The organism is Pseudoalteromonas sp. SWXJZ10B, from assembly GCF_015864475.1.
Lineage (GTDB): Bacteria > Pseudomonadota > Gammaproteobacteria > Enterobacterales > Alteromonadaceae > Pseudoalteromonas > Pseudoalteromonas arctica.
Genome location: NZ_JADYXD010000007.1, coordinates 175275 through 200889, shown reverse-complemented (window position 1 = coordinate 200889; position 25615 = coordinate 175275). Strand labels below are relative to the sequence as shown.

Below are 25615 nucleotides of genomic sequence, written 5' to 3'. Positions count from 1 at the left end.
TTTTGTCAGTATCAAATACTTTTATTTTGAAAATAGTTACCTAGCACCTTCACTCGTGTTTTTAAGCTGATTAGGTATACTAGCGCCATTATTTTAAACGGTCTTAATTATGATAAGAATAGATCTTACTTTAGCCGAGCAACCATTTTCGCTTATGGTGTCTGGGCAAAAAATTGTGCAAGTGTTTCATGGACAACAAGCCATTACCTTTGATAACCCTCGTGAAAACTATTATCAGTTTACTTACGACAACAAAGTAATTGGTATTGATACTGGAGCGGCGGAAGAGCAAAGTATTTCGCTTTTTGTGGATGAGCAATTTGCAACACAGCTTGCGCTACCAGCACCTACAAATGGCTCACCTAAAAAAGGCTTTTTAGGCCTGGCTGCATTAGGCTTTAAGCTTTTTAAAAGTGCTAAGGTCATTAAAGTAGTGCTTGCGGGGGCTTCTGTTGCAGGCTATGCGTGGTTATTTAGTATTGAATTTGCACTGATGCTAATTGGTTGCTTAGTCGTACACGAGTACGGCCATGTGCGAGCAATGAAATACTTTGGCATAAAAACCAAAGGTATTTACTTAATCCCATTTGTAGGTGGGCTCGCTGTAAGTGACGACAAAATAACAACTCGTTGGCAAGATGTCGTTATATCATTAATGGGACCCGCATTTGGTTTAATTACCTCGGTACTGGGTGTCGTTTTATATTACGCCACCGAGATGGAAATATTTGCAGGTGTGGCAGTTCTTAGTGCGTTATTAAATTTATTTAACTTGTTACCTATTTTACCGCTTGATGGCGGGCATGTATTAAAAAGTATTAGCTTTTCAATGCGTTCATGGATTGGTTTAAGTGTATGTTTACTCGGTGTACTGTTTGGTTTATGGCTGAGCTACACATTTGGCTTAATGTTACTGGTATTCTTTTTGTTTGTAGGTGCGCTGGAAATTGTATTTGAATGGCGAGGCCGTCACTATTCACATTTAATGCCACTAGATAAATATGGCCAAGGTTTTTCAGCGGTTATGTATGCAATTGTAGTAGCTGGGCATGTAGCTGTAATGATGCACTTTGCCGATTCGGAAAATCCAATATTGAGCCTGCCGATGACTATTTTATCGAGCTAGTATTTTTATTTTTTCTAACTAAATAAGTTAGTTTTTTGCATTAATATTTTATTTTTCGACTTTTATGTTGATTTATTGTTAATTGAATTCTAGTGTAATATAAATTAGAACAATCTTAGCGGATCAACTGGATGTTATTTAGAAAGGAAGCTGTCGCTCAGCAAAGTGAGCGTTTAACTGGTGTGATTACGCTAGCACAACCACTATCAATAAAACTTATCGTATTTGTTTTGGTATGTATTGCGATTGTAGTGATAAGCTTTTTATTTACAGCAGAGTATTCCCGCAAGGAAACAGTACGGGGGTTTTTAATACCCAATAAAGGGATAATCCAAACCTTTGCTAGTCAAGGTGGTATGATTGAGCTGCTATTTGTACAAGAGGGTGATGCCGTTACTAAAGGTCAGCCGTTGGCGACCATTATTGTGCAGCAAAATAACAGCCAAGGCATAGCCTTGAGTACCCAGCTTGTTGAGCAGCTAAGTATGCAAATACAGTTGCTCAATGATGAGATAACACAAAACCTTACCCTACAAAAGCAAGAGTCACTTAACTTGCACGCGCAAAAACGTGCACTTACTAATGAGCAAGCTGCATTACAAAGTCAACTTGCTCTAGCTGATGAAAAATTAGGGCTACTTAACCGCCAACAAAGCAACCTTAATCAACTTAATAAAAATGGCTTTTTATCAAACATCGAGCGAGAGCAACAGCAGCAAGCCCTCTTAGATGCTAAGCAAGAAAAACAAAACCTAGCGCGCTTGCTTATGCAGCAAGAAAATCAATTAAGTCAACTTAGTTTTAATATTGCTAACGTGCCCCAGCAGTATACTTTGCGTATAAATAGTCTTAAGCGCCAACAAGCGGATATTCAAAACCAGCTCACACAAATTAAAAGTAACTATCAATATTCCATAACAGCCAGTAACAGCGGTGTTGTTACTGGCATTCAAGTGGTTGAAGGCGAAACACTTACCCAAGCCAAACCACTGTTGCATATTATTCCCGAAGGCTCAGAGCTAGTAGCAGAGTTGCTGCTACCAACACGTTCAGCAGGCTTTATACAACTAGGTAACGATACGCGCCTGCGTTTTGATGCTTTCCCTTACCAACGCTTTGGTTTTATTAACAGCAAAATTATCCGCATCGACAAGGCGCTCATTACTCCAAATGAAATACGCCTGCCTATTACCCTGCAAGAGCCAGTGTACCGTTTGCGAGCGACACTCAGCCAACAACAAATGCAGGCCTATGGTAAGGCGTTTGAGTTGAAAAGTGGCATGTTGTTTGAGGCAGATATTATGTTGGAGCAGCGCACATTAATCGAGTGGTTACTAGAGCCACTGTACAGCCTAAAAGGGCGCGTAAGTTAAGTGTAGCGTTTTATAAAATAAAGAAAAATTTGAAAGTTTTGGTGGTTTGCTAAATGCAAACAACCGAAAAAGACGGCCAGCTTTAGTTAACTTTAGCGAGCAGCTAAAGCTAGCCTATTAATCGCTCACCTTTATTGAAGGGGAGCATATTAACAACCCGATGACTTAACTAAAAAGCATCGGATTTATGGAGTATAACATTATGCGTGAATTAAATGTAAATGAACTTAAAGAAGTAAGTGGTGGTCCATTCCCCCTGTTTGTAGCAATAGCAGTCTATGGAGAAGTTGCAAGCTTTGCTGCAATCATTAGTGGTATAGCAACTTATAATGCAATTAGAAAATAGGAGGGTCTTGCAATGAGAGAATTAACAAGTAATGAAATACAAGAAATAAATGGTGGCCCACTACCTTTTATTATTGCTGGTCTATATGCTAGCTCGTCGATTACTGCAGGCGGTTTGGCTACTGCAATTGGGATTGGAGCTGGTTTTGGTGCAATTGTAGGTGGTATAGCTGCAGTATATCATAACGCCGCTGAGTAATTATAATAGAGGGGATAGAAGGGGATTTATTCCCTTCTTTATTTAAAATGAAGCTATCCGCGATCGTATCAATTTTTGCAATGTGTTCTTTGATAGTCCTAGGGTCTGTATATGTAATTATAAAAGACGTAAATTTGCTGCTTAGTGATAATGTAATTTCATACGGTGAGCTAGCTTTCTTTACTGTAACTCTTGGGTTTTCTTTAGCTATTCTAACGGGTATATATAAAAATAAAAAATGGGCGTTATATATTTTTATCTCTATGGTTTTCTTTATGGGAGGTAATTTTATTATTTTAAGATTAAGCCTCAATGGTGCCTTAGAGCTAGTTGATTTTTGGATTATTACTTGTACTTTGGGTGTCTCCGCGATAGTAATACGAGTTATGCTGAAGTTAGATTCAATGGCTATTTTCTCAAAAAATGAGCTTGATTAATAAAATGTTGTTTGACTAAGGTAATTATGAACTCTGCAAATGGACTTATAACTTTTTCATTCTCAAAACCAGTCCCAGTGATTCTCCAATCCGAAATAGCCGAATGCGGCCTTGCCTCAATGGCTATGGTGGCATGTTATCGCGGTCATAAGCTGGATATGCCTGCCATGCGAAAACGCTTTTCGGCTAATCTAAAGGGTATGAACTTACAGCAGTTGATTGAGCTAGGTGATAATTTAGGGCTAGCTAGCCGTGCGCTACAATGCCCGCTTGATGAAGTTCATAAACTGCAAACGCCGTGTATATTGCACTGGGATATGAATCACTTTGTGGTATTGACCAAAGTCTCTGGTAAAGGATCTTCAACTAAGTTTGCTATAAACGACCCAGCTGTTGGTAAACGCAGTTTAAATAGTAATGAGTTTAGTAAACACTTTACCGGTATTTGTTTAGAGCTGACTCCAACCAGTCAGTTTGAAGCCAAACAAGAACAAGCACAGATGAAGTTTACCCAACTTTGGAGCTCAATGAAGGGCTTAAAAGCAGGGCTAATAAAACTGATTGCGTTGTCACTGGTATTGCAATTATTTGCTTTGATGACCCCTTATTATATGCAGTGGGTGGTGGATGAAGTACTCATTAGTTTTGATGAATCGTTATTAACGGTACTTGCCATGGGTTTTGCTCTGATTGCGATAATTTCAGTGGTGACTAATGCGGTACGAAGTTGGCTAATTTTACGGCTTTCGAGTTTGCTCAATATGCAAATGGGCGTGAATTTGCTCAGGCACTTATTGCGCTTGCCAATGAACTATTTTGAGTCCCGCCATATTGGCGATATTGTCTCGCGCTTTGGCTCATTAGCGCAAATACGGGAGCGCATAACTACAGGGTTTGTAGAAACACTGGTCGATGGCGTAATGGGCATTACCGTATTGATTATGATGCTAATTTATTCGCTAAAACTCACTGCGGTAGTTGTTGGTGCAATTGTACTGTATACCTTGGTACGTTTAGCGCTGTATCGTCCACTACATCAAGCCACCGAAGAAATGATTCAATCATCTGCCAAAGAGCAATCGAACTTTTTAGAAAATATTCGGGGTATGCAAACTATAAAATTGTTTGGTAATGAATCGCAGCGCCAAGGAATTTGGCAAAACCGTTATGCAGAGGTAATAAACAGTGAAATTCGTTTAGGGCGTTTAAACATTAGCTTTGATTCATTTAACAAGCTGTTATTTGGCCTTGAAAATGTATTAGTGATTTACTTTGCTGCATTACTAGTTATGAGCAATAGCTTGTCTATTGGTATGGTACTGGCGTTTATTGCTTATAAAAACCAGTTAACCAGCCGCTTTGCCAACTTAATTGAACAAATCATTCAATTCAAAATGATGCGCTTACACTTAGACCGTATTGCAGATATAGCACTCACGAAACAAGAAGCTAATCGTGACGGTGAAATGGCCTATACAGGTGATGACGAAGGTAAAGTGAGAGGTCAGCTTACGCTCGAAAATATTTGCTTTAGTTACAGTGAAGAGCAAGTGCCGATTTTAAACAATGTTAATTTAACGCTGAATTCCGGTGACTCGATTGCGATTACGGGTCCGTCAGGTGCGGGTAAAACTACGTTGATGAAAATAATGCTAGGGTTATTACAGCCAACCTCAGGGACTGTGTTGCTTGATGGCAAAGATATTACTCAGCTTGGCCTTAAAAACTACCGCAAACAAATAGCTGCAGTAATGCAGGATGACACACTGTTAGCTGGCTCAATCGCTGATAACATCAGTTTTTTTGACCCACAGCCGAATTATTTAAAAATAGAGACGTGTGCTCGTCATGCGGCTATTCATGATGATATTACCAAAATGACTATGGGCTATAACTCATTAGTTGGGGACATGGGATCAAACTTATCGGGCGGGCAGGTACAGCGTTTACTTCTTGCTCGCTCATTGTATCAATCGCCCTGCGTGTTGTTTATGGATGAAGCAACTAGTCATTTAGATAAAGACAACGAAGCGAAAATAAGTGAACAAATTCAGCACTTACCCATCACGCGGATTATGATTGCTCATCGCCAAGAAACCATTAACATGGCCAGCAAAGTCTATCAACTGAAAGAGGGTAGGTTGGTGGAGCTACAACAGCAGAACGAGAGTGCATAAAATGACCAGTGCTTGTGTTTTACACGCCTTTTTATTATGTTTACATTTAATAAAAGCTCAATACCAGCGATATAAAAACCCCAGTTACAAATAACTGCACAACACAAAATCCCATAATATCTTTTGCTTTTAAGCCTGCGATAGCAAGGACGGGTAATGCCCAAAAAGGTTGAATTAAATTAGTCCACGCATCACCCCATGCAACGGCCATTGCAACGCGAGATATATCGGCGCCTAGCTCTTGCGCTGCGGGTATTACAATGGGTGCTTGTACAGCCCATTGGCCACCGCCAGAGGGAACAAACATATTAACGAGTCCTGCACTTATAAAACTAAAAAATGGCAAGCTATCAGCATCTGCAACGGCAATAAAGCCACGTGATATCTGTTGTGCTAATCCGCTATCAACCATTACCGCCATGATGCCGGCATAAAAAGGAAATTGAATAACAATGCCAGCCCCGCTTGGAATTGCTTGTTGCAAACTGTTAAGTAAATTATGGGGTGTTTGATGCAGCGTAATAGCTAAAAACAAAAATACGGCAATAACGCTATTAAGGTTTAAGTTTCCGCCAGCAATAAAAAAGTAATAACCTAAATATGCCAAACCTAATAAGCCAATTGTCATACCGAGTAGTTTACTTTGTTCTAAATGTTGGGCGGGTCTGGTTATTGTTGTGGGCTTAGGTGTTGTCTCTTGTAAAAGAGCTGGGTCGATATATACGCTTTCTTGCTCGCTTGGCAGCATATAGCGATTAACGAGCGGCATAATAATGAATAAACCAACTAATATGGCTATATTAAAGCCCGCAAATAAAGTGTGCTCTGTACTAATAATACCAATGCTGGCCTCTGAAAAGTGACTATCGGTTGCGATAGTTAAAGGAATCGAACCGGCTAATCCGCCATGCCATACAACAAAACCTGAGTAAGCGCTGGCTACTAATAATCGATAATCTACACGAGTATGTTTAGCAATTGCTTTGGCAAAAAGAGCACCAATAACTAAGCCAAATCCCCAATTTATCCAGCTCGCTAAAAGCGAAATAAGCGTTACCAATATAATTGCTTTAGGTGCTGTATTTGCGAGTGTTGCTAGTTTTTCTAATAACTTACTTATAGGTGGCGTACTTGCCAACATGTAGCCTGTAATTAACACTAGTAGCATTTGCATAGCAAAACTTAATAAGTTCCAAAATCCACCTCCCCACGCTTGTAATACTTCAATGTTGGTTGCGGTTGTAAATAAGCTCGCACTAATAAGAGTAATTATTGTAAGTAAAATTACAAATATAAAAGGGTCGGGAAGATAGCGCTCTACAATTTTAGTAAAAGGGCGGGCTATTTTATTAAGCATAAGCACAACTGTTTTGGTTATTATTTTAACGCTAATTAATCATGAAAAATCACCATTGGCAAACAGCATTTAGTCTTATATTTGTGGTTAAAAGCTTAAACATTGCTTAAAAGCATCGCTTACAGTAACGTACTGTTTATAGATAATTTACTAACGAAGACTTTGTATTATGCCGGTGATATTTAAAAGGCTAGCGTTACTTGTTCGCGCTCATATAGATCAGTTGAGTTGGCAAGCAGTGGCATTAGCTATTTTGACTCATATGCTATTAACATGGAGCTTACTATTTATAGCGAATGAGAAAGCGTTAACCTCGCTTACTACCTTTTTTTACTATTACACAGTAACAACATCAACAGTGGGATATGGTGACTTTAGTCCAACTACTGATCTTGGTCGTTGGGTGGTAGCATTAATACAAATTCCATTTGGTTTAGCTTTATTTGGTGTTTTGCTAGGAAAAGCAGGACAAACTGTTACTTACTTAATTAGGCGCGCTATGACTGGTGATAAAAACTTTGCCCACAGTAACCACCATATTATTATTTTTGGTTGGCACGACACTCGTACAAAAAAGATGATTGATTACATTTTGGCAGATACGAAACGAACCGATCGTCGTATTTTACTTGCGGTAACCGAGCAAATGGATCATCCTTTTTTAGCTAACGAAAGCGTCGATTTTGCACGTTTAACCAGTTTTACAAACTTAGGAGAGTTAGAGCGTGTTGCTATTCGCCGTGCCGATAAAGTGATTATTGATGGGCAAGATGATGACCAAACATTTACCACAGCACTGCGCATAAGTCGCTTAGTAAAAGATGATTGTCATATAAGTGCTCACTTTTTAGATGAAACTAAAGTTGAGATGATGTTAGAGCATTGCCAAAATGTAGAATGTAGTAGTGCAAAATCAGCTGAGATATTAGTACGCTCAATGCAAGATCCAGGTTCGAGCCGTGTGCAAGAGGAGCTGCTATCTACTTTGCACGGCGATACACAATTTAGCTTGAAAGTACCAAGTGGCTGCAAAGATATGGAGTTTGGTACTTTGTTTCATCATTTTAAGCTTGAGCATGATGCAATACTGTTAGGTGTTGCCCATAATTTAAGTGCGCAAAATATGGATTTAAACCCACCATTAGATTACAAAGTAAGTGAAGGCGATATTTTGCACTATATATCGGTAGATCGAGTATTAAGTAGTGAAGTAGACTGGTCGAGCCTAGAAAAATAATGAATGAAGTTGTATTTTTAATTGTTGTTTTAAGTGCTTACATATTACCTGTCGTTATTGTACTCAACAGTAAGCGTACACAGGGTCATGAAAAGAATGGCTGGCTAATGGGAATCATTATATTTTCTTGGTTAGGTTTAATGATGTACTTTACCATTGTGCCCAAGCATAGGCACAAAAAGAAAAAGGCTAAATAGAGTAGTTAGCCTTTATAGCCGTTTTAGTTGGAATAATTACTCTTCCAACTGTTTGAGTTTATGCTCAATTAGAGGGTCGTCAGGTAGAAGTTGCTGGGCGACTTCTAATAGCTGAATAGCATCATTAGGGTGCTCATCTTGGTGCTTAAGTGCCACATCTATTAATGGCTGAATATCAATTTTTGCTTGATGCTCTTGTACATACACTTCTTTTTCATCAGCTAAAATTTTATGCGCTGTACTCAATAATGCTAAACGATGGGGGGAGTCTGCATTAGCCGTATTGAGACTTTGATAATAATCTTCTTTTAAGCGTAAGGTTTTGGTTTGCAGGCGAAACTGTGCAATATCGATTTGCTGATGTTGAATGAAATCAACGGCTACTTGCTTATAAAACCCAAACTTATTCAAATATGTAGCGTGTGTGCCATGTCCCATACCAAATACTCGCAAGTGAGTTAACTGCTTATAGCGCTTGGCGTGCATGCGGTCTATACGATTAGTAGGATCGTAAATAATATAGCCTTGGGCATCTCCTAAATCTAGATCGTGATAATCTTGTTGCCAGTCAAACTGCTGAGCTATATCGGTACTAGAGCGGTCATCCCAGGGTACTAATTCTTTATTTTTAGTACTTACCGGGTGAAAGAACAGTACTTGGTTTAGCTTTAATAGTTTAGCAAAAGCGCCAACAGCAAATCCGCCACGGCTTAAGCCATAGCCTAATCGACAATTAAACGGCGTAAGTAATGTTGATAATTGCTCGAGAAAAAAGATTAAATTACGATTACGAAACCAATTACTTTTACCTAAATGCTGAAAAGCGATTACGTTTACGTTTTGTTTTTGAGCCAAGTGATAACCCCATGGTGCAAAATCAGGGTGAAGATCTTGCTCTTGCACGTTAGTGCCTGCGGGTGAAAAGGTAAAAAGCAGGGGCTTATTAACGTCAACAAAATCATACTTAACAAATACATCGCCGAGTAAATCACTACCCGTCATGGGTAATCGAGTTTGTTGCTCATTGCGCGGGAGAGTTAACCATTCATCTAACCAATACAGTAATTTCATTAATCCTCCAGCTATAAGTCAGCATAGATCATATCAAACTCAATGAAATTAGGTCAAACCGAGAGGGTGTTACTGCGCCATTTTGATTATTTCATCCCAGTCATTTTTAGTAACAGGCATTATTGATAGTCGTCCGCCTTTTTTAAGTGCGATTTCAGTAATGTTATTATTGGCTTTAATATCTTTAAGGCTAATTAATTTTTTTAAATGGCTTTGATAAGTAACTTCAACAACAACCCAGCGTGGTTTGTCGCTGGTGGCTTTTGCATCGTAATAGTCGCTACTTAAATCAAATTGAGTGGGGTCTGGGTAGGCTTCTTTTGTAACCTCGGCAATACCCGCTACACCTACGTGTTTACAGCTTGAATGGTAAATCATCACTGAATCACCGACCTTAACGCCATCACGCATGAAGTTTCGCGCTTGGTAATTACGCACGCCTTCCCAAAGAGTCGTTTGTTTTGGTGCGTTTTTTAAATCATCTAATGAAAACGCATCGGGTTCAGTTTTAAATAGCCAGTAAGCCATAACAGTATTCCTAACAAATATTTACTTCCCACTATTGTATAGTATCATTTGGATACTAGGGTAATGAGGAAGAAGTAATGAGCCAAGTATTAGATGATTTATTGTCGTTGTTAACACTTGAAGAAATTGAGCAAGGTTTATATCGAGGACAAAGCCAAGATTTAGGCTTTGGTGCTGTGTTTGGCGGTCAAGTTATGGGGCAGGCGCTTTCTGCCGCTAAAGAAACTCTACCTGAGGGGCGTATAGTTCACTCATTACATTCTTACTTTTTACGCCCAGGCGATCCAGCTAAACCGATTGTTTATGATGTAGAAACTATTCGCGATGGAAAGAGCTTTAGTACTCGCCGAGTAAAAGCGATTCAGTACGGTAAGCCAATTTTTTATATGACAGCGTCGTTTCAGGGTGAAGAAAATGGTTTGTCGCATCAAGCAACAATGCCTGATGTACCCGCACCTGAAGACCTGCGTTCATCGCTTGAGTTTTATCAAGAAAATGCTGCGCATATTCCAGAGGTGATCCGTAATAAGTTTACGCGTGAAATGCCGATTGAAATGCGACCAGTTACTTTTCATAATCCATTTAAACCAGAAGCTATGGAGCCGGTAAAGCATATTTGGTTTAAAGCTAATGGTGAAATGCCAGACGATCAACGCATTCATAATTATTTACTTGCTTATGCGTCTGACTTTGAGTTTTTGCCAACTGCATTACAGCCACATGGTGTATCGTTTATGCAGCCAAATATGCAAGTAGCGACTATTGATCATGCAATGTGGTTTCATCGCCCATTTAGAATGGATGATTGGATTTTGTATTCAATTGATAGTCCAAGTGCGAGTAATGGGTGTGGTTTGGTACGCGGGCAGTTTTTTGATCGCCAAGGCAACTTGGTTGCCTCAACAATGCAAGAAGGGGTTATGCGTCAGCGCTAACCCCCTTTTATAGATATAGTGCTAGTTACACTGATCTTGTACTATATCGCTGATTGACTGCCAGACGCGTGCTGGCAGTAATGTTTTAAGGTGTGCATAGGTTTCACAAAGTTGTGTACTACCTACTAAGCCCTTATCACCTTCTGTTATTAATGATTCACCACGCAAGTTTTCAATAAAACTAACAAGTACTTTTTTGTCAAAAAATTCGGGTGTTTTAATACCATGCAGTGTGCCTAAACGTTGCGCTAACACTTGGCTTTCTCGCTCTAACTCAGCTTTTTCAATGCCATCACTTGTTTGAATAAAACCAATCACAATAGCGTATCGTTGCAGAGTAAAGCTAAGTGCTCGCCCAAGCATCTCTAGCTTAGCTAAGCAGTCATTACCGTTTGTTATATGAATATTGTCACCATCAAACTCAATTAAGTTTTGATCTGCAAAGTTCGCTAAAATACGTGTAATGTAGTTTTCATCAAGAGGCTGTAAATACCATTCTTTAGCAAATAACGGATAAAACGTTTTTACAAGTTGCTGGCATTGCTCAATAGTTGTGCTGTGTTGTTTAAATAGATGTAGTGCAATTAAGCTTGGTACTGCAAACAAGTGTAAAATGTTGTTTCGGTAGTAATTAAACAGTACTTTTTCTTTATCGCTAATAGTAATAATTTCGCCAAATTCATCACTGATAACTTCAAACTTATTCAGCTTTAATGCATGCGTTAGTAATTGCTCTGGTGTTTCGTCTGGCGCGGTTACTTTATCGCTATAGCTTGCATCGCGTTGTAAACGCAGGTAAAAATCAAGTTGTGCTAATAGCTTTGGTTTGCTCAATGCTTGTTTATCGTTAACCAGCAATATCATCGCTAGTAAGTTAACCGCATTAAGCGCCGCCGCATTATTAATTTTAACCATCACTTGGTCGGCAAGCTTAGTTACTTGTGGCGCTAACCATTGCGGCTTTTGCACGTCGGTTGGGTGTATTGAATCACGCCAATCTGGTTGGTTATCGTTTAAATATTGGTTTATAGAGATTGGGTCACCAAAGTTTAAATTACCACGACCGTAGTTTTTAAGGTTTTTGATTGCCTTAAAAATTCCAAAAATAGATTCGCCTTTTTTATCTTTACCATCTAGTTCTTTAAGATAAGTATTAATTTCCATTACATGCTCATAGCCAATATACACAGGAACAATAGATATAGGTCTGTCTATTCCGCGTAGCATGGCTTGTAAGGTCATTGAGAGCATGCCGGTTTTAGGCGGTAGCAAACGCCCAGTGCGGCTTCGTCCGCCTTCTGTATAAAACTTAACAGAGTAGCCTTTAATAAATAGCTGGCTTAAATACTCTTTAAATATGGCTGAGTAAAGCTTATTACCGGCAAACGAGCGACGAATAAAAAATGCACCTGAGCGTCTAAATATACCGCCAGCAGGGAAAAAATTAAGATTTACACCCGCAGCAATATGCGGTGGTACTAAACCTAAATGATAAATAGAGTAGGTAAGCAGTAAGTAGTCCATGTGGCTACGATGACAAGGCATATAAATAATTTCATGACCTTTATCGGTTAGCTCATGAATTTGTTCAGCATGTTTAATGTCTATACCGTTATAAAGCTTATTCCACAACCAGGTTAAAAACCTTTCAGCTACACGTATCATCGCCTCAGAGTAATTAGCCGCTATTTCATCAAGTAGCTTAAGTGCATTTTGGCGCGCTTCGGTTTGACTGATATTTTTAGCTTTAGCTTCATCTTGAATTGCTTTTTTTATTGTAGGTGATGCTAATAATGAATTAAATAATTGCTCGCGAGAGGGCATTTTAGGGCCCGTAGCTGCAAGTTTTTGACGCTTAAAATGTACACGTGCAACACGTAACAACTTATGTGGTAATTCACTTACGTCTGCTTTCTCATTCACTAACAGCGATAAGTCGAGAGGCTGACTAAAGCGAATAAAGTTATCGCGACCTGAAAACAACACGACAAAAATCTTTCTAAACCAGCTAGGAGTTAGGGAGTGCGTGATTAAAGTGCGCAATCCTGGCTTTTCTTTGCCTGGGTCGCGTCCCCATAAAATAGTTACCGGAACAACTTGTACATTTTGCTGTCCGCTTTGTATGAGGTACTCAATAATTTGCTTACCTTGAGCTAAAGCATTGGTTGGCTTAGCTTCATCACCAAACAGTGGCGGCGGGTTTTTAATGCCAATAAAGCGGTCTAAATTTTGGTTGCCTAATACTTGCTCTTCGGTTGGACTAGGTAGGCCATTTTTTTTACAAGCATGTGCAAGGGCGGCTAAATCAAATCGCGAATTTAGGCGCACTATATAAAATGTAGGATACTCAGGGTTTAGATCATACTGTTTAATAGGATTTTCTGGCAGCACTTTGCTTTTCACAAATAAGCGGCTAAATCCAGCAGACATAACATTTAAACAATAATTAAAAATACGCATCGACTCACCATATTGAGAGTATTAAGGGCAAAATTAGCGCAGTAGGATACCATAATATCTAAAAATCACTTAGTTTGCGTAATTAAGGTGTTAACTTGTTTATTGACTAGCAAGTAGAGCTATTAGTTCAAGTATAGCGAATAAGCATTTATGGGCGCTTATTTAATCAAATTTACAGCCATTGCATTGTTTCTAAATAGTTGTTGCATTTATCACCAATACCTCTATAATACGCAGGCTTTCAAAATTCCTCTGGGAATTAGAAAGGATAAATTAAGCTTGGATTTCAAGCTAATAAACAGGAGTTCCGATTTGGAACTCAACGTAGATATAATCAAACAGCCGGCATCTTAAGTTTTAAGATTGTTTCGGTCGTTTTTTTATGCTCTTTTATATGCTCTTTATATTGAGGTTAAGAATGTCAAATCAACGCATTCGTATTCGCCTAAAAGCTTTTGACCACCGTTTGATTGACCAATCAACGGCAGAAATCGTGGAAACTGCGAAACGCACTGGCGCACAAGTACGTGGACCAATTCCACTACCTACACGCTTTGAACGTTTTACTGTACTAACTTCACCGCACGTTAATAAAGATGCGCGTGATCAGTACGAGATCCGCACCCATAAACGTCTGATTGACATCGTAGAACCAACTGACAAGACTGTAGACGCGCTTATGCGTTTAGATCTTGCTGCTGGTGTTGATGTTCAAATCAGCCTGGGTTAATCGAAAGATTAGAGAGGTTTTAGGAAAATGGCATTAGGTCTAGTCGGTCGTAAAGTGGGTATGACACGAATCTTCACTGAAGATGGTGTATCTATCCCTGTGACAGTTATTGAAGCGACACCTAACCGCATTGCTCAGATCAAATCTGACGCAACAGACGGTTATAACGCGCTTCAAGTAACCGCAGGCACTAAAAAAGCAAGTCGTGTAAACAAAGCTAAAGCGGGTCATTTCGCTAAAGCTGGTGTTGAAGCGGGTCGCGGTCTGTGGGAATTCCGCCTTAACGGTGGTGAAGGCGATTTTGAAGTAGGCGCTGAGCTTACTGTTGAATTATTCAACGAAATCAACAAGGTTGACGTAACCGGTACTTCTAAAGGTAAAGGTTTCCAAGGTGGTGTTAAGCGCTGGAATTTCAGCATGCAAGACGCTACACATGGTAACTCTCTATCTCACCGTGCTCCTGGTTCAATCGGTCAAAACCAATCACCTGGTAAGGTGTTTAAAGGTAAGAAAATGGCCGGTCATATGGGTGCTGAGCGTGTAACGACTCAAAACTTAGAACTAGTTCGCGTTGACGCTGAGCGTAATTTGCTTTTAGTTAAGGGTGCAGTACCTGGAGCTATTGGCGGTGACGTTATCGTTAAACCAGCTGTTAAAGCATAAGTCCTGGAGATTTAGTGATGGAATTAGCAATTAAAGACGCTTCTGGCGGTCTTGAAGTTTCTGAAGCTACTTTTGGACGTGAGTTTAACGAAGCATTAGTACATCAAGTAGTTGTTGCATACGCAGCAGGCGCTCGTCAAGGTACTCGTGCTCAGAAGACACGTTCTGAAGTAAGCGGTGGTGGTAAAAAACCATGGGCTCAAAAAGGTACTGGCCGTGCACGTGCCGGTACAATCCGTAGCCCAATTTGGCGTTCAGGTGGCGTTAGCTTTGCAGCTAAACCACAAGACCACAGCCAAAAAGTAAACCGTAAAATGTACCGTGGTGCGATTAAAAGCATCTTATCTGAATTAGTTCGTCAAGAGCGTTTAATCGTTGTTGAAAGTTTTGCTCTAGCAGCACCAAAAACTAAAGAACTAGTTGCTAAGCTTAAAGAACTTGAGCTTAAAGATGTTCTTATCGTGACTGAAGAAGTAGATGAAAATCTTTTCTTATCGGCACGTAACCTTTATAAGGTTGACACACGTGATGTAGCTGGTATCGATCCTGTAAGCTTAATTGCTTTCGATAAGGTACTTATTACAGCCGCTGCTGTTAAGCAACTTGAGGAGGCGCTAGCATGATTCGCGAAGAACGTCTTTTAAAAGTGATCCTTGCTCCACATATCTCTGAAAAAAGCACAATTGCTGCTGAAGAAAACAATACTATTGTTTTTAAAGTAGTAAATGACGCAACTAAAGCTGAAATTAAAGTAGCAGTTGAGAAGCTTTTTGAAGTAGAAGTAACTGGTGTTCGCACACTTAACGTTAAGGGTAAAACAAAACGTACTGGCGCACGTTTCGGTCGTCGTAGCGACTGGAAGAAAGCTTACGTTACTCTTAAAGAAGGCAGCGAGCTAGACTTTGTCGGCGGCGCCGAGTAATAAGGGGATAGAATTATGGCACTTCAAAAGTGTAAGCCTACTTCTGCGGGCCGTCGTCACCTAGTTAAAGTGGTTAACTCTGATCTACATAAGGGTAAGCCATACGCACCACTTTTAGAGAAAAACTCTAAATCAGGTGGTCGTAATAACAATGGTCGTATTACGGTTCGTCATATCGGTGGTGGTCATAAACAACACTACCGTTTAATCGATTTTAAACGTACTAAAGATGGCATTCCAGCTACTGTTGAACGTTTAGAATACGATCCAAATCGTAGCGCAAACATCGCTCTTGTATTATATGCAGACGGTGAGCGTCGTTACATTATCGCACCTAAAGGCTTAAAAGCTGGCGATGCAATCCAGTCTGGTGTTGATGCACCAATCAAACCTGGTAATGCATTACCAATGCGTAATATGCCTGTAGGTTCGACTGTTCACAACGTAGAATTAAAACCAGGTAAAGGTGCTCAAATAGCACGTTCTGCTGGTGCATACGTTCAAATCCTTGCTCGTGATGGTCAATATGTAACATTACGTCTTCGTTCAGGCGAAGTTCGTAAAGTTGAATCTGATTGTCGTGCGACTCTAGGTGAAGTAGGCAATGCTGAGCATATGCTTCGTTCACTTGGTAAAGCAGGTGCAAATCGCTGGCGTGGTATTCGTCCGACAGTTCGTGGTGTTGCCATGAACCCGGTAGATCACCCACACGGTGGTGGTGAAGGTCGTACATCTGGTGGTCGTCATCCTGTGTCTCCATGGGGTAAACCGACTAAAGGTGCGAAGACGCGTAAGAACAAGCGTACGGATAAATTTATAGTACGTCGTCGTACTAAGTAATATTGAGGAATAGCCATGCCACGCTCTCTCAAGAAGGGTCCTTTTATAGACCTACACTTGCTGAAGAAGGTAGAGAAAGCTTTGGAAAGCGGTGAGAAAAAGCCAATTAAAACTTGGAGCCGTCGTTCAATGATCATACCTAACATGATCGGATTGACCATTGCTGTCCATAATGGTCGCCAGCACGTACCAGTTTTCGTTTCTGACGAAATGATCGGTCACAAACTAGGTGAATTTGCACCAACTCGCACTTACCGTGGCCATGCTGCGGATAAGAAAGCGAAGAAACGATAAGAGGGGAAGATAAATGCAAGCATTAGCTAAACATAAATTCGCCTCTGGTTCGGCGCAAAAAGCACGTCTAGTTGCAGATCAGATCCGCGGGTTACCTGTAGATCGCGCACTAGAAATCCTGGCGTACAGCCCTAAGAAAGCCGCTGTATTAGTTAAGAAAGTACTTGAGTCTGCTATTGCTAACGCAGAGCATAACGAAGGTGCTGACATTGATGAGCTTCGTATAACAACGATCTTTGTGGACGATGGTCCTACAATGAAACGTATTATGCCTCGTGCTAAAGGACGCGCAGACCGCATCCTTAAGCGTACAAGCCATATCACTGTTATGGTTTCAGATAGCTAGGAGTATAAGTAATGGGACAAAAAGTTCATCCTACTGGTATTCGCCTAGGTATATCTAAACCTTGGGTTTCTACCTGGTACGCGAGTTCAAAAGATTTCTCTGCACAGCTTTTTGGCGATCACAAAGTTCGTACATTCCTTACAAAGGAATTGAAAACGGCTTCTGTGTCTAAAATCGTTATTGAGCGTCCAGCAAAATCAATCCGAGTAACAATCCACACGGCTCGTCCGGGTGTTGTTATCGGTAAAAAAGGCGAAGACGTAGAAAAATTACGTCAAGCGGTAACTAAAATCGCTGGTGTACCTGCTCAGATTAATATCTCTGAAGTACGTAAACCAGAACTAGATGCACAACTAGTAGCAGACGGCATTGCCTCTCAACTAGAACGTCGTGTTATGTTCCGTCGCGCTATGAAGCGTTCGGTACAAAATGCAATGCGCATCGGTTCTAAAGGGATTAAAGTTGAAGTTAGCGGTCGTCTTGGCGGCGCTGAAATCGCACGTTCAGAATGGTATCGTGAAGGTCGTGTACCTCTACATACTCTTCGTGCTGATATCGATTACGCAACTTCTGAAGCCTTAACCACTTATGGTATCATTGGTGTTAAAGTTTGGATCTTCAAAGGCGAAGTTATTGGTGGTTTACCACTAGTACAAGAGCAAGAGAAGCCAGCTAAACGCGCACCAAAGAAAGCCAAGAAAAGTGCTAAGTAGAGGTAGCGACTAATGTTACAGCCAAAACGTACAAAATTCCGTAAAATGCACAAAGGCCGCAACCGCGGTTTAGCGCAAAACGGTAACAAAGTAAGCTTCGGTACTTTCGGATTGAAAGCAACTGGCCGTGGCCGTATGACTGCTCGTCAAATCGAAGCAGCTCGTCGTGCTATGACGCGTCACGTGAAACGTCAAGGTAAAATCTGGATTCGTGTCTTCCCTGACAAACCGATTACAGAAAAACCTCTTGAAGTTCGTATGGGTAAAGGTAAAGGTTCTGTTGAATATTGGGTTGCTGAAATTCAGCCTGGTAAAGTACTTTACGAAATGGAAGGTGTTTCAGAAGAGCTTGCTCGTGAAGCATTCGACCTTGCTGCTCGTAAATTGCCATTCAAAACAACTTTCGTAACTCGGACGGTAATGTGATGAAAGCTAGCGAACTAAAAGACAAAAGCGTAGAAGAGCTTAATGCTGAACTTCTAGGACTACTTCGTGAGCAATTTAATATGCGCATGCAAGCTAGCACTGGTCAGTTAGCTCAGACACACACGCTAAGAACAGTACGCCGCGATATCGCGCGTGTAAAAACAGTTATTAACCAGAAGGCAGGTCAATAATGAGCGATAAAATTCGTACTCTTCAAGGCCGTGTAATCAGCGACAAGATGGAAAAATCTTTCACTATCGCTATCGCACGTTATGTGAAGCACCCAATCTATGGGAAATTCATTAAACGTACGACTAAGTTACACGTACATGACGAAAATAACACAGCAAAAGCGGGTGACGTAGTTACTATCCGTGAATGCGCACCAATTTCTAAGAATAAATCTTGGACTTTAGTAGACGTTATTTCTAGTCCAAAACAAGCTTAATTTTTTAATTAAGTTAGTTTTGTAAAAAAGCCCCGGCATTAGCTGGGGCTTTTTGTTTTTAAAGCACCTGCAAACAGTAAACTAGGATGAGCGGGTCACCTGGATTAGTCTTCTATCTGAAAATACAAAGTTATCTTGGGGAGTAGTGAGAGTTTCATTTACCAGTTACTTTTTTGCTAGCAGAACCATCTGCTGAATCAGAAGAAGTTAGATAATAAACTTACATATCTCAGTTAATTTAATGCCAATATGGGGTCATCTAATTCGTGGTGTTACTTTTCTTTTACAGTCTTTTAGTCTGAGAACTCACTTACCTTATTTTATTACAATAATACAGTTTCAAAGTATCGAAAATAGACATCCATACACAACTTTCATTATCAGCTTATCTGTTTTTTTATGTCTAAAACCTCAATTTATCGCCTTAAATTAATATTCTGGTATGATTAGCAAATATGCGCTTTTGAATGAATTTTTGAGGTAGTAATGACGCGTAGTTTTGAATTTCATTTGACTGATGAAGTAGCCACGGTCGCAATGGGTAATTGCGTTGCTGATATTATAGAGCAAGGTGCGGTTATTTATTTACATGGTGATTTAGGCGCTGGTAAAACAACGTTTACTCGAGGTGTAGTGCAAGGCTTTGGACATACAGGCAAAGTTAAAAGCCCAACGTATACACTTGTTGAACCTTATGAACTCGAGCGCGCAAATGTTTATCATTTTGATTTATACCGCTTAGGTGACCCTGAAGAACTAGAATACATGGGAATACGCGATTATTTTTCACCAGATGCAATTTGCGTTGTTGAGTGGCCAGAAAAAGGTGGTGAATTTATTCCTGTGCCTGATTTAGATATTACTCTAAGCTATATGGGTAACGAACGTAAAATTGTTATTAATAGCGCCAGTGAGCGTGGTGTAGCAATTGTCGAAAAACTAAATAACAAATAATAATATAGTTAAGGCAGTAATTATCAAATGAGCCGAGGTGTAGTTAAACTCTTTATTTACCTTATGGTTATTACCATAAGCTTGCCGCTGTGGGCCAAAAATACAATTAATAGTGTACGCGTATGGCCGTCCCCTGATAGTACGCGTGTGGTATTTGATTTAAATGATAAGCCTGACTTTAGCTATTTCATGCTTAAAAACCCAAGCCGCTTAGTAATTGATTTAGAAAACACTAGTGAATTAAAAATACTACCAGGTGTACCACCAAAACATCAAATAGTGAGCAAGCTACGCTACTCAAAACCTAAAAATAAGCACAGTGTTCGGTTAGTGTTTGAATTAAACGCACCAGTAAAGCCAGTTGTATTTGCTTTAGCGCCTACAGGCCCTTATAAAAACAGGCTCGTTGTTGATTTATACAATAAAAGCCAAGCTGCCACAGTTGTTTCTCCTGCTCAAACAGCAGCTAAAAACCGCCAGTTAAGCCAAGAGCGCGATATTGTGATTGCAATTGATGCGGGTCATGGCGGCGAAGATCCAGGTTCAATTGGTCCATCTGGCACGTACGAAAAAACAGTAACACTGCAAATTGCAAAACGTTTAGAGCGCATGATTGATGGCGAACGTGGGATGATTTCGCGCATGGTACGAAGCGGTGACTACTTTGTAAAACTTAATACGCGTACCAATCGTGCTCGTGAAAAAAAGGCCGACTTTTTTGTCTCTATTCATGCTGATGCATTTACGAGCCCGGGACCAAATGGTGCCTCTGTTTGGGTGTTGTCGTTAAGGCGTGCTAATTCAGAGATAGGTAAATGGATAGAAGATAAAGAAAAGCACTCTGAGCTTTTAGGTGGCGCTGCGGATGTAATGAAAGATGCCGCTAACGAAAAATACTTAGCGCAAGCATTACTTGATATGTCGATGGATCACTCTATGAAAACCGGCTTAAACGTAGCTGACGAAGTGGTTAAAGAGCTACGTAAAGTTGCTAAGCTGCATAAAAAAGATCCCCAACATGCGAGTCTTGCTGTACTTAAATCACCAGATATCCCATCAATTTTAGTAGAAACAGGGTTTATATCTAACCCACGAGAAGAAAAGCTGCTTAAAAGTGCTAACCATCAAGAGCGTTTGGCTAAAGCTATATTTACTTCAATTAAAAATTATTATTTAAAAAATCCACCCGATGATTCTTTATTTGCCAAATTAAAATCGCAATATCCAACAAAGCATAAAGTCCGCCCGGGTGAGTCTTTAAGTATGTTAGCGAGTCGCTATGGCATTACGGTCACTAAATTAAAACAAGTTAATAAGCTTAGCTCTAATACTTTATTTATTGGGCAAGAGCTCGATATACCGCAAAGCTAAATCATCACTAAAATATATCTGTTAGGAAATTAATGAATATTGAAATATTACCCGCGCGTTTAGCTAACCAAATTGCCGCAGGCGAAGTGGTAGAGCGCCCAGCGTCGGTAGTAAAAGAGTTGGTCGAAAACAGTTTAGATGCTGGCGCTACACGTATTCAAATAGATATAGAGCGTGGTGGTCATAAGCTTATTCGTATTCGCGACAACGGCTCAGGGATAAGTAAAGATGAGCTAACGCTTGCACTTTCTCGTCACGCTACGAGTAAATTAAAATCTCTAGATGACCTTGAAAATATTTGTTCACTTGGTTTTAGGGGCGAAGCGCTTGCGTCAATTAGCTCTGTATCGCGTTTAACGCTGAGCTCAAAACCTAAAGAGCAAGAAGCAGCCTGGCAAGCATTTGCAGAAGGTCGCGATATGGCCGTGCAAGTAAAGCCTGTAGCGCACCCTGATGGCACAACGATTGAAGTAAAAGATTTATTTTTTAATACCCCAGCAAGGCGTAAGTTTTTACGCACCGAAAAGACTGAATTTAGCCACATTGATGAGTTGATAAAGCGTATTGCGCTTAGTCGCTTTGATGTCTCTATTACACTAACTCACAACGAAAAAGTAGTAAGGCAGTATCGTGCGAAGACAGATCCCTCTCAGGCTATTACACGTGTAGCGCAAGTTGCAGGTAAGGCTTTTGCTGAGCAAGGTCTGCATATTCAATCAGGAGAGGGTGGCTTACAGCTGCATGGTTGGGTACTGCCTGTAGGTTCAGCTAATACGACTCAGTATACTTATGTTAATAATCGTATGATGCGCGATAAACTTATTCTGCATGCTATACGCCAAGCATTTGAAGAAGTAAGTGGAACTCAAGAGCTTCCAGGGTTTGTTATTTATATTGATATTGACCCACGACAGGTTGATGTAAATGTTCACCCTGCTAAGCATGAAGTGCGCTTTCATCAAGGGCGCTTAATTCATGATTTTATATTGCAAGCCATTAAGCAGGTAGTAGTACCACTGCAAGGCGAATTTAGTAACGAACCTGTGAACACAGAAACAGAGTCTGTGCCAGTATTCATGGGAACAACGCATAGCACTGCTAATAATATTCAGAGCGAGGCTGTGTTTGATTATCCTAAATCGCCATTACAGCCCTCTTATTCTGGAAGTGCTGGTAGCTCATCATCAGGCACTAGAACTGGTGGAGGTAATGGGGGATATCGGGCTACACCAAGTACGAGCCATCATGATGTAAACGCGTTTTATCAAGGTGTGAGTGAGCAACACGCTGCGCATTTTGATAATGTAGCAAACATACCCGTAGCACAACACCAGTTAGAGTCTGCGCATAATGTTTTAAAGACAGTTTCAATCATCAGTGTTAATGAAGGTGCGTGTGTATTTAGTGTTGAGCAGCAATTGTATTGCTCACATTTCAAATATGCATTGGTAGATGATTGGCATAATCAAATTAAAGAGTCCGGAAGTTTAGAAGGGAAAGCCCTTTTGCTGCCCGTAAGAGTAAACTTATCAAAAGAAGATTGCTTACTTATAGAAGCTCAGCAATCGTGGTTTACTTTACTTGGTTTTGAACTCGTAATAGAAAAACAGTTTGTAATGGTTAAAAAATTGCCAGCGTGCTTATATTTACTTGATGTAAGTACAGCGATAGGTGAGCTACTTGATGGGTGTAAAGCAGATCTTGAAAATATAGAGAATTGGTTAGAGTGGCAGATAAAATGTGTACCTCCCCGGTTTTATTTAAGCAATGTGTTTTTAGCGCAACAAATGCGCTTACAAAATAATCCGCAAACTATTGAACGCTTACGCGAAAAAGCAGTTAAAATAGAGCTAAATCACTATTTAATGCAATTAGATTAAGGTATCAGTGTTGAGTAATTTACCAGTCATATTTTTAATGGGTCCAACTGCTGCTGGTAAAACAGCATTGGCAATCTCACTGTGCGAGCATTTAAATACAGAAATAATCAGCGTTGATTCAGCGTTAGTGTATAAAGATATGAACATTGGTACTGCAAAACCCGATGCAGAAGAACTTGCTAAAGCTCCGCATCATCTGATCGACTTACTTGACCCGAGTGAAACATATTCAGTTGCTGATTTTAGGCGCGATGCAGTACAAAAAATTGACGAATTTCATAGACAAGGTAAAGTGCCTGTATTGGTTGGAGGTACAATGTTGTACTTTAAATCTTTAATTGATGGTTTATCGCCTTTGCCTGAAGCAGATACAGTAATAAGATCAGAGCTAGAAGCACAAGCTAAAGAATTTGGCTGGCCTCATTTATATAAAGAATTAGTTAAAGTTGACCCAAAAGCAGCCGAAAAAATAAGTGAGAATGACTCACAAAGAATTAATCGAGCTTTAGAGGTTTACAGGTTAACTGGTAAGACCATGACTGAGTTGCAAAAGCAAAAACAGCCGGCTTTACCTTATACTTTTCATCAATTTGCGATTGCACCGCAAGAACGTAGCGAATTACATCGCCGAATTGAAGAAAGGTTTAAAATAATGATTGATCAGGGGTTTGAAAATGAAGTTTCGACCCTATATCTACGTAAGGATTTACACCCCAATATGCCTTCTATTCGTTGTGTTGGTTATAGACAAATGTGGGATTACCTTGCGGGTGAAACAAGCCATGATGAAATGGTTTTTCGTGGCATCGCAGCAACACGTCAATTGGCAAAACGTCAGTTAACGTGGCTTCGTAGCTGGCCTGATGTTACTTGGTTAACAACGGGTGACGAAGAAAACTTGCATCGTGTAGTAAGTTCGCTAAGCTAGTAGTAGTTGAATATTGTTTTTTATCAAATAAGTTCAGCCACTTAATTATAATAACACCTAGAACGAAGGAACAATAACATGGCAAAAGGCCAATCGTTACAAGACCCATTTTTGAATGCACTACGACGTGAGCGCATTCCAGTATCAATCTTTTTGGTAAATGGCATAAAATTACAAGGCAAAATTCAGTCATTTGACCAATTTGTTATTTTACTAGAGAACACCGTAAATCAAATGGTTTATAAGCATGCAATTTCAACAGTTGTCCCTGCTCGCGCAGTTAACTTCCAAGCAGTTCAAGGGAGTGAAGACACTGAAGAACCAGAAGCTGGTAACTTTTAATTAGGAGCATAATGTTTGTTTGACCGCTATGAATCCGGCGAACAGGCAATTTTAGTTCATATCGACTTACCTAAAGAAGGGGATCGTGAAGATCTTCATGAATTAGAAATGTTGGTATCTTCTGCTGGTGTTAGTAGTTTGGCGGTTGTGCAAGGCAGCCGTCAAGCACCACATCCGAAACTATTCGTCGGTACCGGTAAAGCAGAAGAAATAGCTGAGATTGTCAAAATCCACAATGCAGATGTCGTAATTTTCAATCATCAACTCAGGCCGTCACAAGAGCGTAATTTAGAGCGTGTTTGTCAGTGTCGTGTGCTTGATAGAACGACGCTAATTCTTGATATTTTTGCCCAACGTGCACGTACCCATGAGGGTAAGCTGCAGGTTGAATTGGCACAACTTCGCCATATGTCGACTCGATTAATTCGGGGCTGGACCCATCTTGAACGCCAAAAAGGCGGGATTGGTTTACGTGGACCTGGTGAAACCCAACTTGAAACAGATAGACGATTACTTCGTGCCCGAATTCAAAATATCCGTGCGCGTTTAGCTAAAGTAGCAGTGCAACGCGAACAAGGTAGGCGAGCTCGTACTCGTAACGAAATACCTACGGTATCGTTAGTTGGCTATACCAATGCGGGTAAATCTACATTATTTAATCGAATTACGAATTCAGATGTATACGCGGCCGATCAGTTGTTTGCAACGCTTGACCCGACTCTACGTAAGCTTGAATTAGGTGATGTTGGTCCTGTTATCTTGGCTGATACAGTGGGCTTTATTCGTCATTTACCGCACGACTTAGTTGCTGCTTTTAAAGCAACGCTAACTGAAACTCGTGAAGCTGATTTACAGTTACATGTAATTGACGCAGCAGACTCTCGTCTTCAAGAAAATATTGAACAAGTACAATCGGTGCTTAAAGAAATTGAAGCCGATGAAGTACCACAGCTATTAATTTATAATAAAATTGATGCGCTGGATAACGTAAGCCCACGTATTGATCGAGATGACGAAGGCCAACCTATAAGAGTATGGCTTAGCGCTCAGACTGGTGAAGGGTGTGAATTACTTAGTGAGGCTATTAGTGAACTGCTTGCTAAGAAGATGTTTAACGAAACATTATTTCTTACGCCATTGTATGGTCGCCTAAGGGCTGCATTGTTTAGTTTAAATGCAGTACATGAAGAGCGATTTGATGAGCAAGGTAATTGGCTGTTAGATGTTAGAATGCCAATGGTTGAGTGGAATCGTTTAATTAAAGAATTTGGTCCTGAAATTGCTGGTTTTATCAACCGTAATTAAAAATTGACGTT

The 25615-nt window shown here is 40.2% G+C and carries 30 protein-coding genes; 26 read left to right on the top strand and 4 right to left on the bottom strand.

The annotated features are described in order from the left end of the window. The first annotated feature begins 109 nt into the window (after positions 1–109). The 6 genes from I6F54_RS09300 (at position 110) to I6F54_RS09275 (ending at position 5657) form a co-directional block, all read left to right on the top strand. Positions 110–1126 carry a metalloprotease gene (locus tag I6F54_RS09300; RefSeq protein ID WP_165727092.1) on the top strand — a complete coding sequence of 339 codons (1017 nt, stop codon included), beginning with the start codon at positions 110–112 and terminating at the stop codon, positions 1124–1126. A gap of 131 nt (positions 1127–1257) precedes the next feature. Continuing rightward, on the top strand, positions 1258–2499 hold the full coding sequence (locus tag I6F54_RS09295) for an HlyD family efflux transporter periplasmic adaptor subunit (protein WP_197141012.1): 1242 nt from the start codon (positions 1258–1260) through the stop codon (positions 2497–2499). Positions 2500–2701: 202 nt separating this feature from the next. Continuing rightward, positions 2702–2845 carry a class IIb bacteriocin, lactobin A/cerein 7B family gene (locus tag I6F54_RS09290; RefSeq protein ID WP_007587027.1) on the top strand — a complete coding sequence of 48 codons (144 nt, stop codon included), beginning with the start codon at positions 2702–2704 and terminating at the stop codon, positions 2843–2845. Positions 2846–2857: 12 nt separating this feature from the next. Continuing rightward, positions 2858–3043, top strand: a complete 186-nt coding sequence (locus tag I6F54_RS09285; protein ID WP_007587028.1) for a hypothetical protein — start codon at positions 2858–2860, stop codon at positions 3041–3043. Positions 3044–3177: 134 nt separating this feature from the next. Next, complete coding sequence (locus I6F54_RS09280; protein ID WP_139047204.1) at positions 3178–3480, top strand: hypothetical protein; 303 nt, start codon at positions 3178–3180, stop codon at positions 3478–3480. 26 nt (positions 3481–3506) lie between these two features. Further along, a complete protein-coding gene (locus I6F54_RS09275; protein ID WP_197141008.1) occupies positions 3507–5657 on the top strand; it encodes a peptidase domain-containing ABC transporter in 2151 nt (716 codons plus the stop codon). A gap of 46 nt (positions 5658–5703) precedes the next feature. Here the strand turns inward: I6F54_RS09275 and I6F54_RS09270 are convergent, their stop codons facing one another. Further along, positions 5704–7014: a short-chain fatty acid transporter gene (locus I6F54_RS09270; protein WP_165740426.1), complete on the bottom strand. Its 1311-nt coding sequence runs from the start codon at positions 7012–7014 to the stop codon at positions 5704–5706. 169 nt (positions 7015–7183) lie between these two features. Between I6F54_RS09270 and I6F54_RS09265 the strand changes: the two genes are divergently transcribed. Beyond that, positions 7184–8251 (top strand): potassium channel family protein, encoded by a 1068-nt coding sequence (locus I6F54_RS09265; RefSeq protein WP_165727094.1) that lies wholly within the window; start codon positions 7184–7186, stop codon positions 8249–8251. Beyond that, complete coding sequence (locus I6F54_RS09260; protein WP_007587044.1) at positions 8251–8448, top strand: PLDc N-terminal domain-containing protein; 198 nt, start codon at positions 8251–8253, stop codon at positions 8446–8448. The genes I6F54_RS09265 and I6F54_RS09260 overlap by 1 nt, the downstream gene beginning before the upstream one ends. A 36-nt stretch (positions 8449–8484) precedes the next feature. Here the strand turns inward: I6F54_RS09260 and I6F54_RS09255 are convergent, their stop codons facing one another. Both I6F54_RS09255 and I6F54_RS09250 read right to left on the bottom strand, forming a co-directional pair. Next, positions 8485–9519: a hypothetical protein gene (locus tag I6F54_RS09255; RefSeq protein ID WP_007587047.1), complete on the bottom strand. Its 1035-nt coding sequence runs from the start codon at positions 9517–9519 to the stop codon at positions 8485–8487. 69 nt (positions 9520–9588) lie between these two features. Continuing rightward, positions 9589–10047 (bottom strand): EVE domain-containing protein, encoded by a 459-nt coding sequence (locus I6F54_RS09250; RefSeq protein WP_024592465.1) that lies wholly within the window; start codon positions 10045–10047, stop codon positions 9589–9591. A gap of 77 nt (positions 10048–10124) precedes the next feature. Here I6F54_RS09250 and tesB point away from each other — a divergent pair, with 77 nt between their 5' ends. Further along, positions 10125–10982 carry an acyl-CoA thioesterase II gene (gene tesB / locus I6F54_RS09245; RefSeq protein ID WP_165740429.1) on the top strand — a complete coding sequence of 286 codons (858 nt, stop codon included), beginning with the start codon at positions 10125–10127 and terminating at the stop codon, positions 10980–10982. Between the two features lie 21 nt (positions 10983–11003). Here the strand turns inward: tesB and plsB are convergent, their stop codons facing one another. Beyond that, complete coding sequence (gene plsB / locus I6F54_RS09240) at positions 11004–13442, bottom strand: glycerol-3-phosphate 1-O-acyltransferase PlsB (RefSeq protein WP_197119723.1); 2439 nt, start codon at positions 13440–13442, stop codon at positions 11004–11006. 418 nt (positions 13443–13860) lie between these two features. On the opposite strand from plsB, the gene rpsJ reads away from it, so the two are divergent. The 17 genes from rpsJ to hflX all read left to right on the top strand — a co-directional run bounded on the left by rpsJ (position 13861) and on the right by hflX (position 25604). After that, positions 13861–14172, top strand: a complete 312-nt coding sequence (gene rpsJ / locus I6F54_RS09235; RefSeq protein ID WP_002957900.1) for a 30S ribosomal protein S10 — start codon at positions 13861–13863, stop codon at positions 14170–14172. Positions 14173–14199: 27 nt separating this feature from the next. Beyond that, on the top strand, positions 14200–14835 hold the full coding sequence (gene rplC, locus I6F54_RS09230) for a 50S ribosomal protein L3 (RefSeq protein ID WP_002957898.1): 636 nt from the start codon (positions 14200–14202) through the stop codon (positions 14833–14835). A gap of 17 nt (positions 14836–14852) precedes the next feature. Beyond that, a complete protein-coding gene (gene rplD / locus I6F54_RS09225; protein ID WP_002957897.1) occupies positions 14853–15458 on the top strand; it encodes a 50S ribosomal protein L4 in 606 nt (201 codons plus the stop codon). Next, entirely contained in the window at positions 15455–15757 is a 303-nt protein-coding gene (gene rplW / locus I6F54_RS09220; RefSeq protein ID WP_002957896.1) for a 50S ribosomal protein L23, read from the top strand. Before rplD ends, rplW begins: the two co-directional genes overlap by 4 nt. Positions 15758–15772: 15 nt before the next feature. After that, a complete protein-coding gene (gene rplB, locus I6F54_RS09215; protein WP_002957895.1) occupies positions 15773–16597 on the top strand; it encodes a 50S ribosomal protein L2 in 825 nt (274 codons plus the stop codon). Positions 16598–16612: 15 nt separating this feature from the next. Further along, positions 16613–16891, top strand: coding sequence for a 30S ribosomal protein S19 (gene rpsS, locus I6F54_RS09210; protein WP_004588689.1), 279 nt, complete (start codon positions 16613–16615; stop codon positions 16889–16891). 13 nt (positions 16892–16904) lie between these two features. Beyond that, positions 16905–17237, top strand: a complete 333-nt coding sequence (rplV, locus tag I6F54_RS09205) for a 50S ribosomal protein L22 (protein ID WP_002957892.1) — start codon at positions 16905–16907, stop codon at positions 17235–17237. A gap of 11 nt (positions 17238–17248) precedes the next feature. Then, positions 17249–17950: a 30S ribosomal protein S3 gene (gene rpsC, locus I6F54_RS09200; RefSeq protein ID WP_002957891.1), complete on the top strand. Its 702-nt coding sequence runs from the start codon at positions 17249–17251 to the stop codon at positions 17948–17950. Between the two features lie 12 nt (positions 17951–17962). After that, positions 17963–18376 (top strand): 50S ribosomal protein L16, encoded by a 414-nt coding sequence (gene rplP, locus I6F54_RS09195; RefSeq protein ID WP_002957890.1) that lies wholly within the window; start codon positions 17963–17965, stop codon positions 18374–18376. Further along, on the top strand, positions 18376–18567 hold the full coding sequence (rpmC, locus tag I6F54_RS09190; protein ID WP_002957889.1) for a 50S ribosomal protein L29: 192 nt from the start codon (positions 18376–18378) through the stop codon (positions 18565–18567). The genes rplP and rpmC overlap by 1 nt, the downstream gene beginning before the upstream one ends. Continuing rightward, the gene (gene rpsQ / locus I6F54_RS09185) at positions 18567–18824 is read left to right on the top strand and encodes a 30S ribosomal protein S17 (protein WP_002957888.1); all 258 of its coding nucleotides are present in this window, start codon (positions 18567–18569) and stop codon (positions 18822–18824) included. The genes rpmC and rpsQ overlap by 1 nt, the downstream gene beginning before the upstream one ends. 486 nt (positions 18825–19310) lie before the next feature. Further along, on the top strand, positions 19311–19778 hold the full coding sequence (gene tsaE / locus I6F54_RS09180; protein WP_007586392.1) for a tRNA (adenosine(37)-N6)-threonylcarbamoyltransferase complex ATPase subunit type 1 TsaE: 468 nt from the start codon (positions 19311–19313) through the stop codon (positions 19776–19778). 27 nt (positions 19779–19805) lie between these two features. Beyond that, positions 19806–21149 (top strand): N-acetylmuramoyl-L-alanine amidase, encoded by a 1344-nt coding sequence (locus I6F54_RS09175; RefSeq protein ID WP_165727098.1) that lies wholly within the window; start codon positions 19806–19808, stop codon positions 21147–21149. 32 nt (positions 21150–21181) lie between these two features. Further along, a complete protein-coding gene (gene mutL, locus I6F54_RS09170; protein WP_197141005.1) occupies positions 21182–23029 on the top strand; it encodes a DNA mismatch repair endonuclease MutL in 1848 nt (615 codons plus the stop codon). Positions 23030–23039: 10 nt separating this feature from the next. Next, positions 23040–23957 (top strand): tRNA (adenosine(37)-N6)-dimethylallyltransferase MiaA, encoded by a 918-nt coding sequence (gene miaA / locus I6F54_RS09165; protein WP_007586400.1) that lies wholly within the window; start codon positions 23040–23042, stop codon positions 23955–23957. 78 nt (positions 23958–24035) lie between these two features. Then, positions 24036–24299, top strand: a complete 264-nt coding sequence (hfq, locus tag I6F54_RS09160; RefSeq protein ID WP_007586402.1) for an RNA chaperone Hfq — start codon at positions 24036–24038, stop codon at positions 24297–24299. Positions 24300–24314: 15 nt separating this feature from the next. Continuing rightward, the gene (gene hflX / locus I6F54_RS09155) at positions 24315–25604 is read left to right on the top strand and encodes a ribosome rescue GTPase HflX (protein WP_007586404.1); all 1290 of its coding nucleotides are present in this window, start codon (positions 24315–24317) and stop codon (positions 25602–25604) included. Positions 25605–25615: the final 11 nt, after the last annotated feature.

Coding starts and splice junctions, on each gene's coding strand:
- hfq (WP_007586402.1), top strand. CDS start 24,036: ATGGCAAAAGGCCAATCGTTACAAGACCCATTTTTGAATGCACTACGA.
- tesB (WP_165740429.1), top strand. CDS start 10,125: ATGAGCCAAGTATTAGATGATTTATTGTCGTTGTTAACACTTGAAGAA.
- I6F54_RS09275 (WP_197141008.1), top strand. CDS start 3,507: ATGAACTCTGCAAATGGACTTATAACTTTTTCATTCTCAAAACCAGTC.
- mutL (WP_197141005.1), top strand. CDS start 21,182: ATGAATATTGAAATATTACCCGCGCGTTTAGCTAACCAAATTGCCGCA.
- I6F54_RS09260 (WP_007587044.1), top strand. CDS start 8,251: ATGAATGAAGTTGTATTTTTAATTGTTGTTTTAAGTGCTTACATATTA.
- I6F54_RS09250 (WP_024592465.1), bottom strand. CDS start 10,047: ATGGCTTACTGGCTATTTAAAACTGAACCCGATGCGTTTTCATTAGAT.
- I6F54_RS09265 (WP_165727094.1), top strand. CDS start 7,184: ATGCCGGTGATATTTAAAAGGCTAGCGTTACTTGTTCGCGCTCATATA.
- I6F54_RS09270 (WP_165740426.1), bottom strand. CDS start 7,014: ATGCTTAATAAAATAGCCCGCCCTTTTACTAAAATTGTAGAGCGCTAT.
- rplP (WP_002957890.1), top strand. CDS start 17,963: ATGTTACAGCCAAAACGTACAAAATTCCGTAAAATGCACAAAGGCCGC.
- tsaE (WP_007586392.1), top strand. CDS start 19,311: ATGACGCGTAGTTTTGAATTTCATTTGACTGATGAAGTAGCCACGGTC.
- I6F54_RS09300 (WP_165727092.1), top strand. CDS start 110: ATGATAAGAATAGATCTTACTTTAGCCGAGCAACCATTTTCGCTTATG.
- I6F54_RS09285 (WP_007587028.1), top strand. CDS start 2,858: ATGAGAGAATTAACAAGTAATGAAATACAAGAAATAAATGGTGGCCCA.
- rpmC (WP_002957889.1), top strand. CDS start 18,376: ATGAAAGCTAGCGAACTAAAAGACAAAAGCGTAGAAGAGCTTAATGCT.
- rpsJ (WP_002957900.1), top strand. CDS start 13,861: ATGTCAAATCAACGCATTCGTATTCGCCTAAAAGCTTTTGACCACCGT.
- rpsC (WP_002957891.1), top strand. CDS start 17,249: ATGGGACAAAAAGTTCATCCTACTGGTATTCGCCTAGGTATATCTAAA.
- I6F54_RS09175 (WP_165727098.1), top strand. CDS start 19,806: ATGAGCCGAGGTGTAGTTAAACTCTTTATTTACCTTATGGTTATTACC.
- rplC (WP_002957898.1), top strand. CDS start 14,200: ATGGCATTAGGTCTAGTCGGTCGTAAAGTGGGTATGACACGAATCTTC.
- rplV (WP_002957892.1), top strand. CDS start 16,905: ATGCAAGCATTAGCTAAACATAAATTCGCCTCTGGTTCGGCGCAAAAA.
- plsB (WP_197119723.1), bottom strand. CDS start 13,442: ATGCGTATTTTTAATTATTGTTTAAATGTTATGTCTGCTGGATTTAGC.
- rplW (WP_002957896.1), top strand. CDS start 15,455: ATGATTCGCGAAGAACGTCTTTTAAAAGTGATCCTTGCTCCACATATC.
- rplD (WP_002957897.1), top strand. CDS start 14,853: ATGGAATTAGCAATTAAAGACGCTTCTGGCGGTCTTGAAGTTTCTGAA.
- rplB (WP_002957895.1), top strand. CDS start 15,773: ATGGCACTTCAAAAGTGTAAGCCTACTTCTGCGGGCCGTCGTCACCTA.
- rpsQ (WP_002957888.1), top strand. CDS start 18,567: ATGAGCGATAAAATTCGTACTCTTCAAGGCCGTGTAATCAGCGACAAG.
- I6F54_RS09290 (WP_007587027.1), top strand. CDS start 2,702: ATGCGTGAATTAAATGTAAATGAACTTAAAGAAGTAAGTGGTGGTCCA.
- rpsS (WP_004588689.1), top strand. CDS start 16,613: ATGCCACGCTCTCTCAAGAAGGGTCCTTTTATAGACCTACACTTGCTG.
- I6F54_RS09255 (WP_007587047.1), bottom strand. CDS start 9,519: ATGAAATTACTGTATTGGTTAGATGAATGGTTAACTCTCCCGCGCAAT.
- I6F54_RS09295 (WP_197141012.1), top strand. CDS start 1,258: ATGTTATTTAGAAAGGAAGCTGTCGCTCAGCAAAGTGAGCGTTTAACT.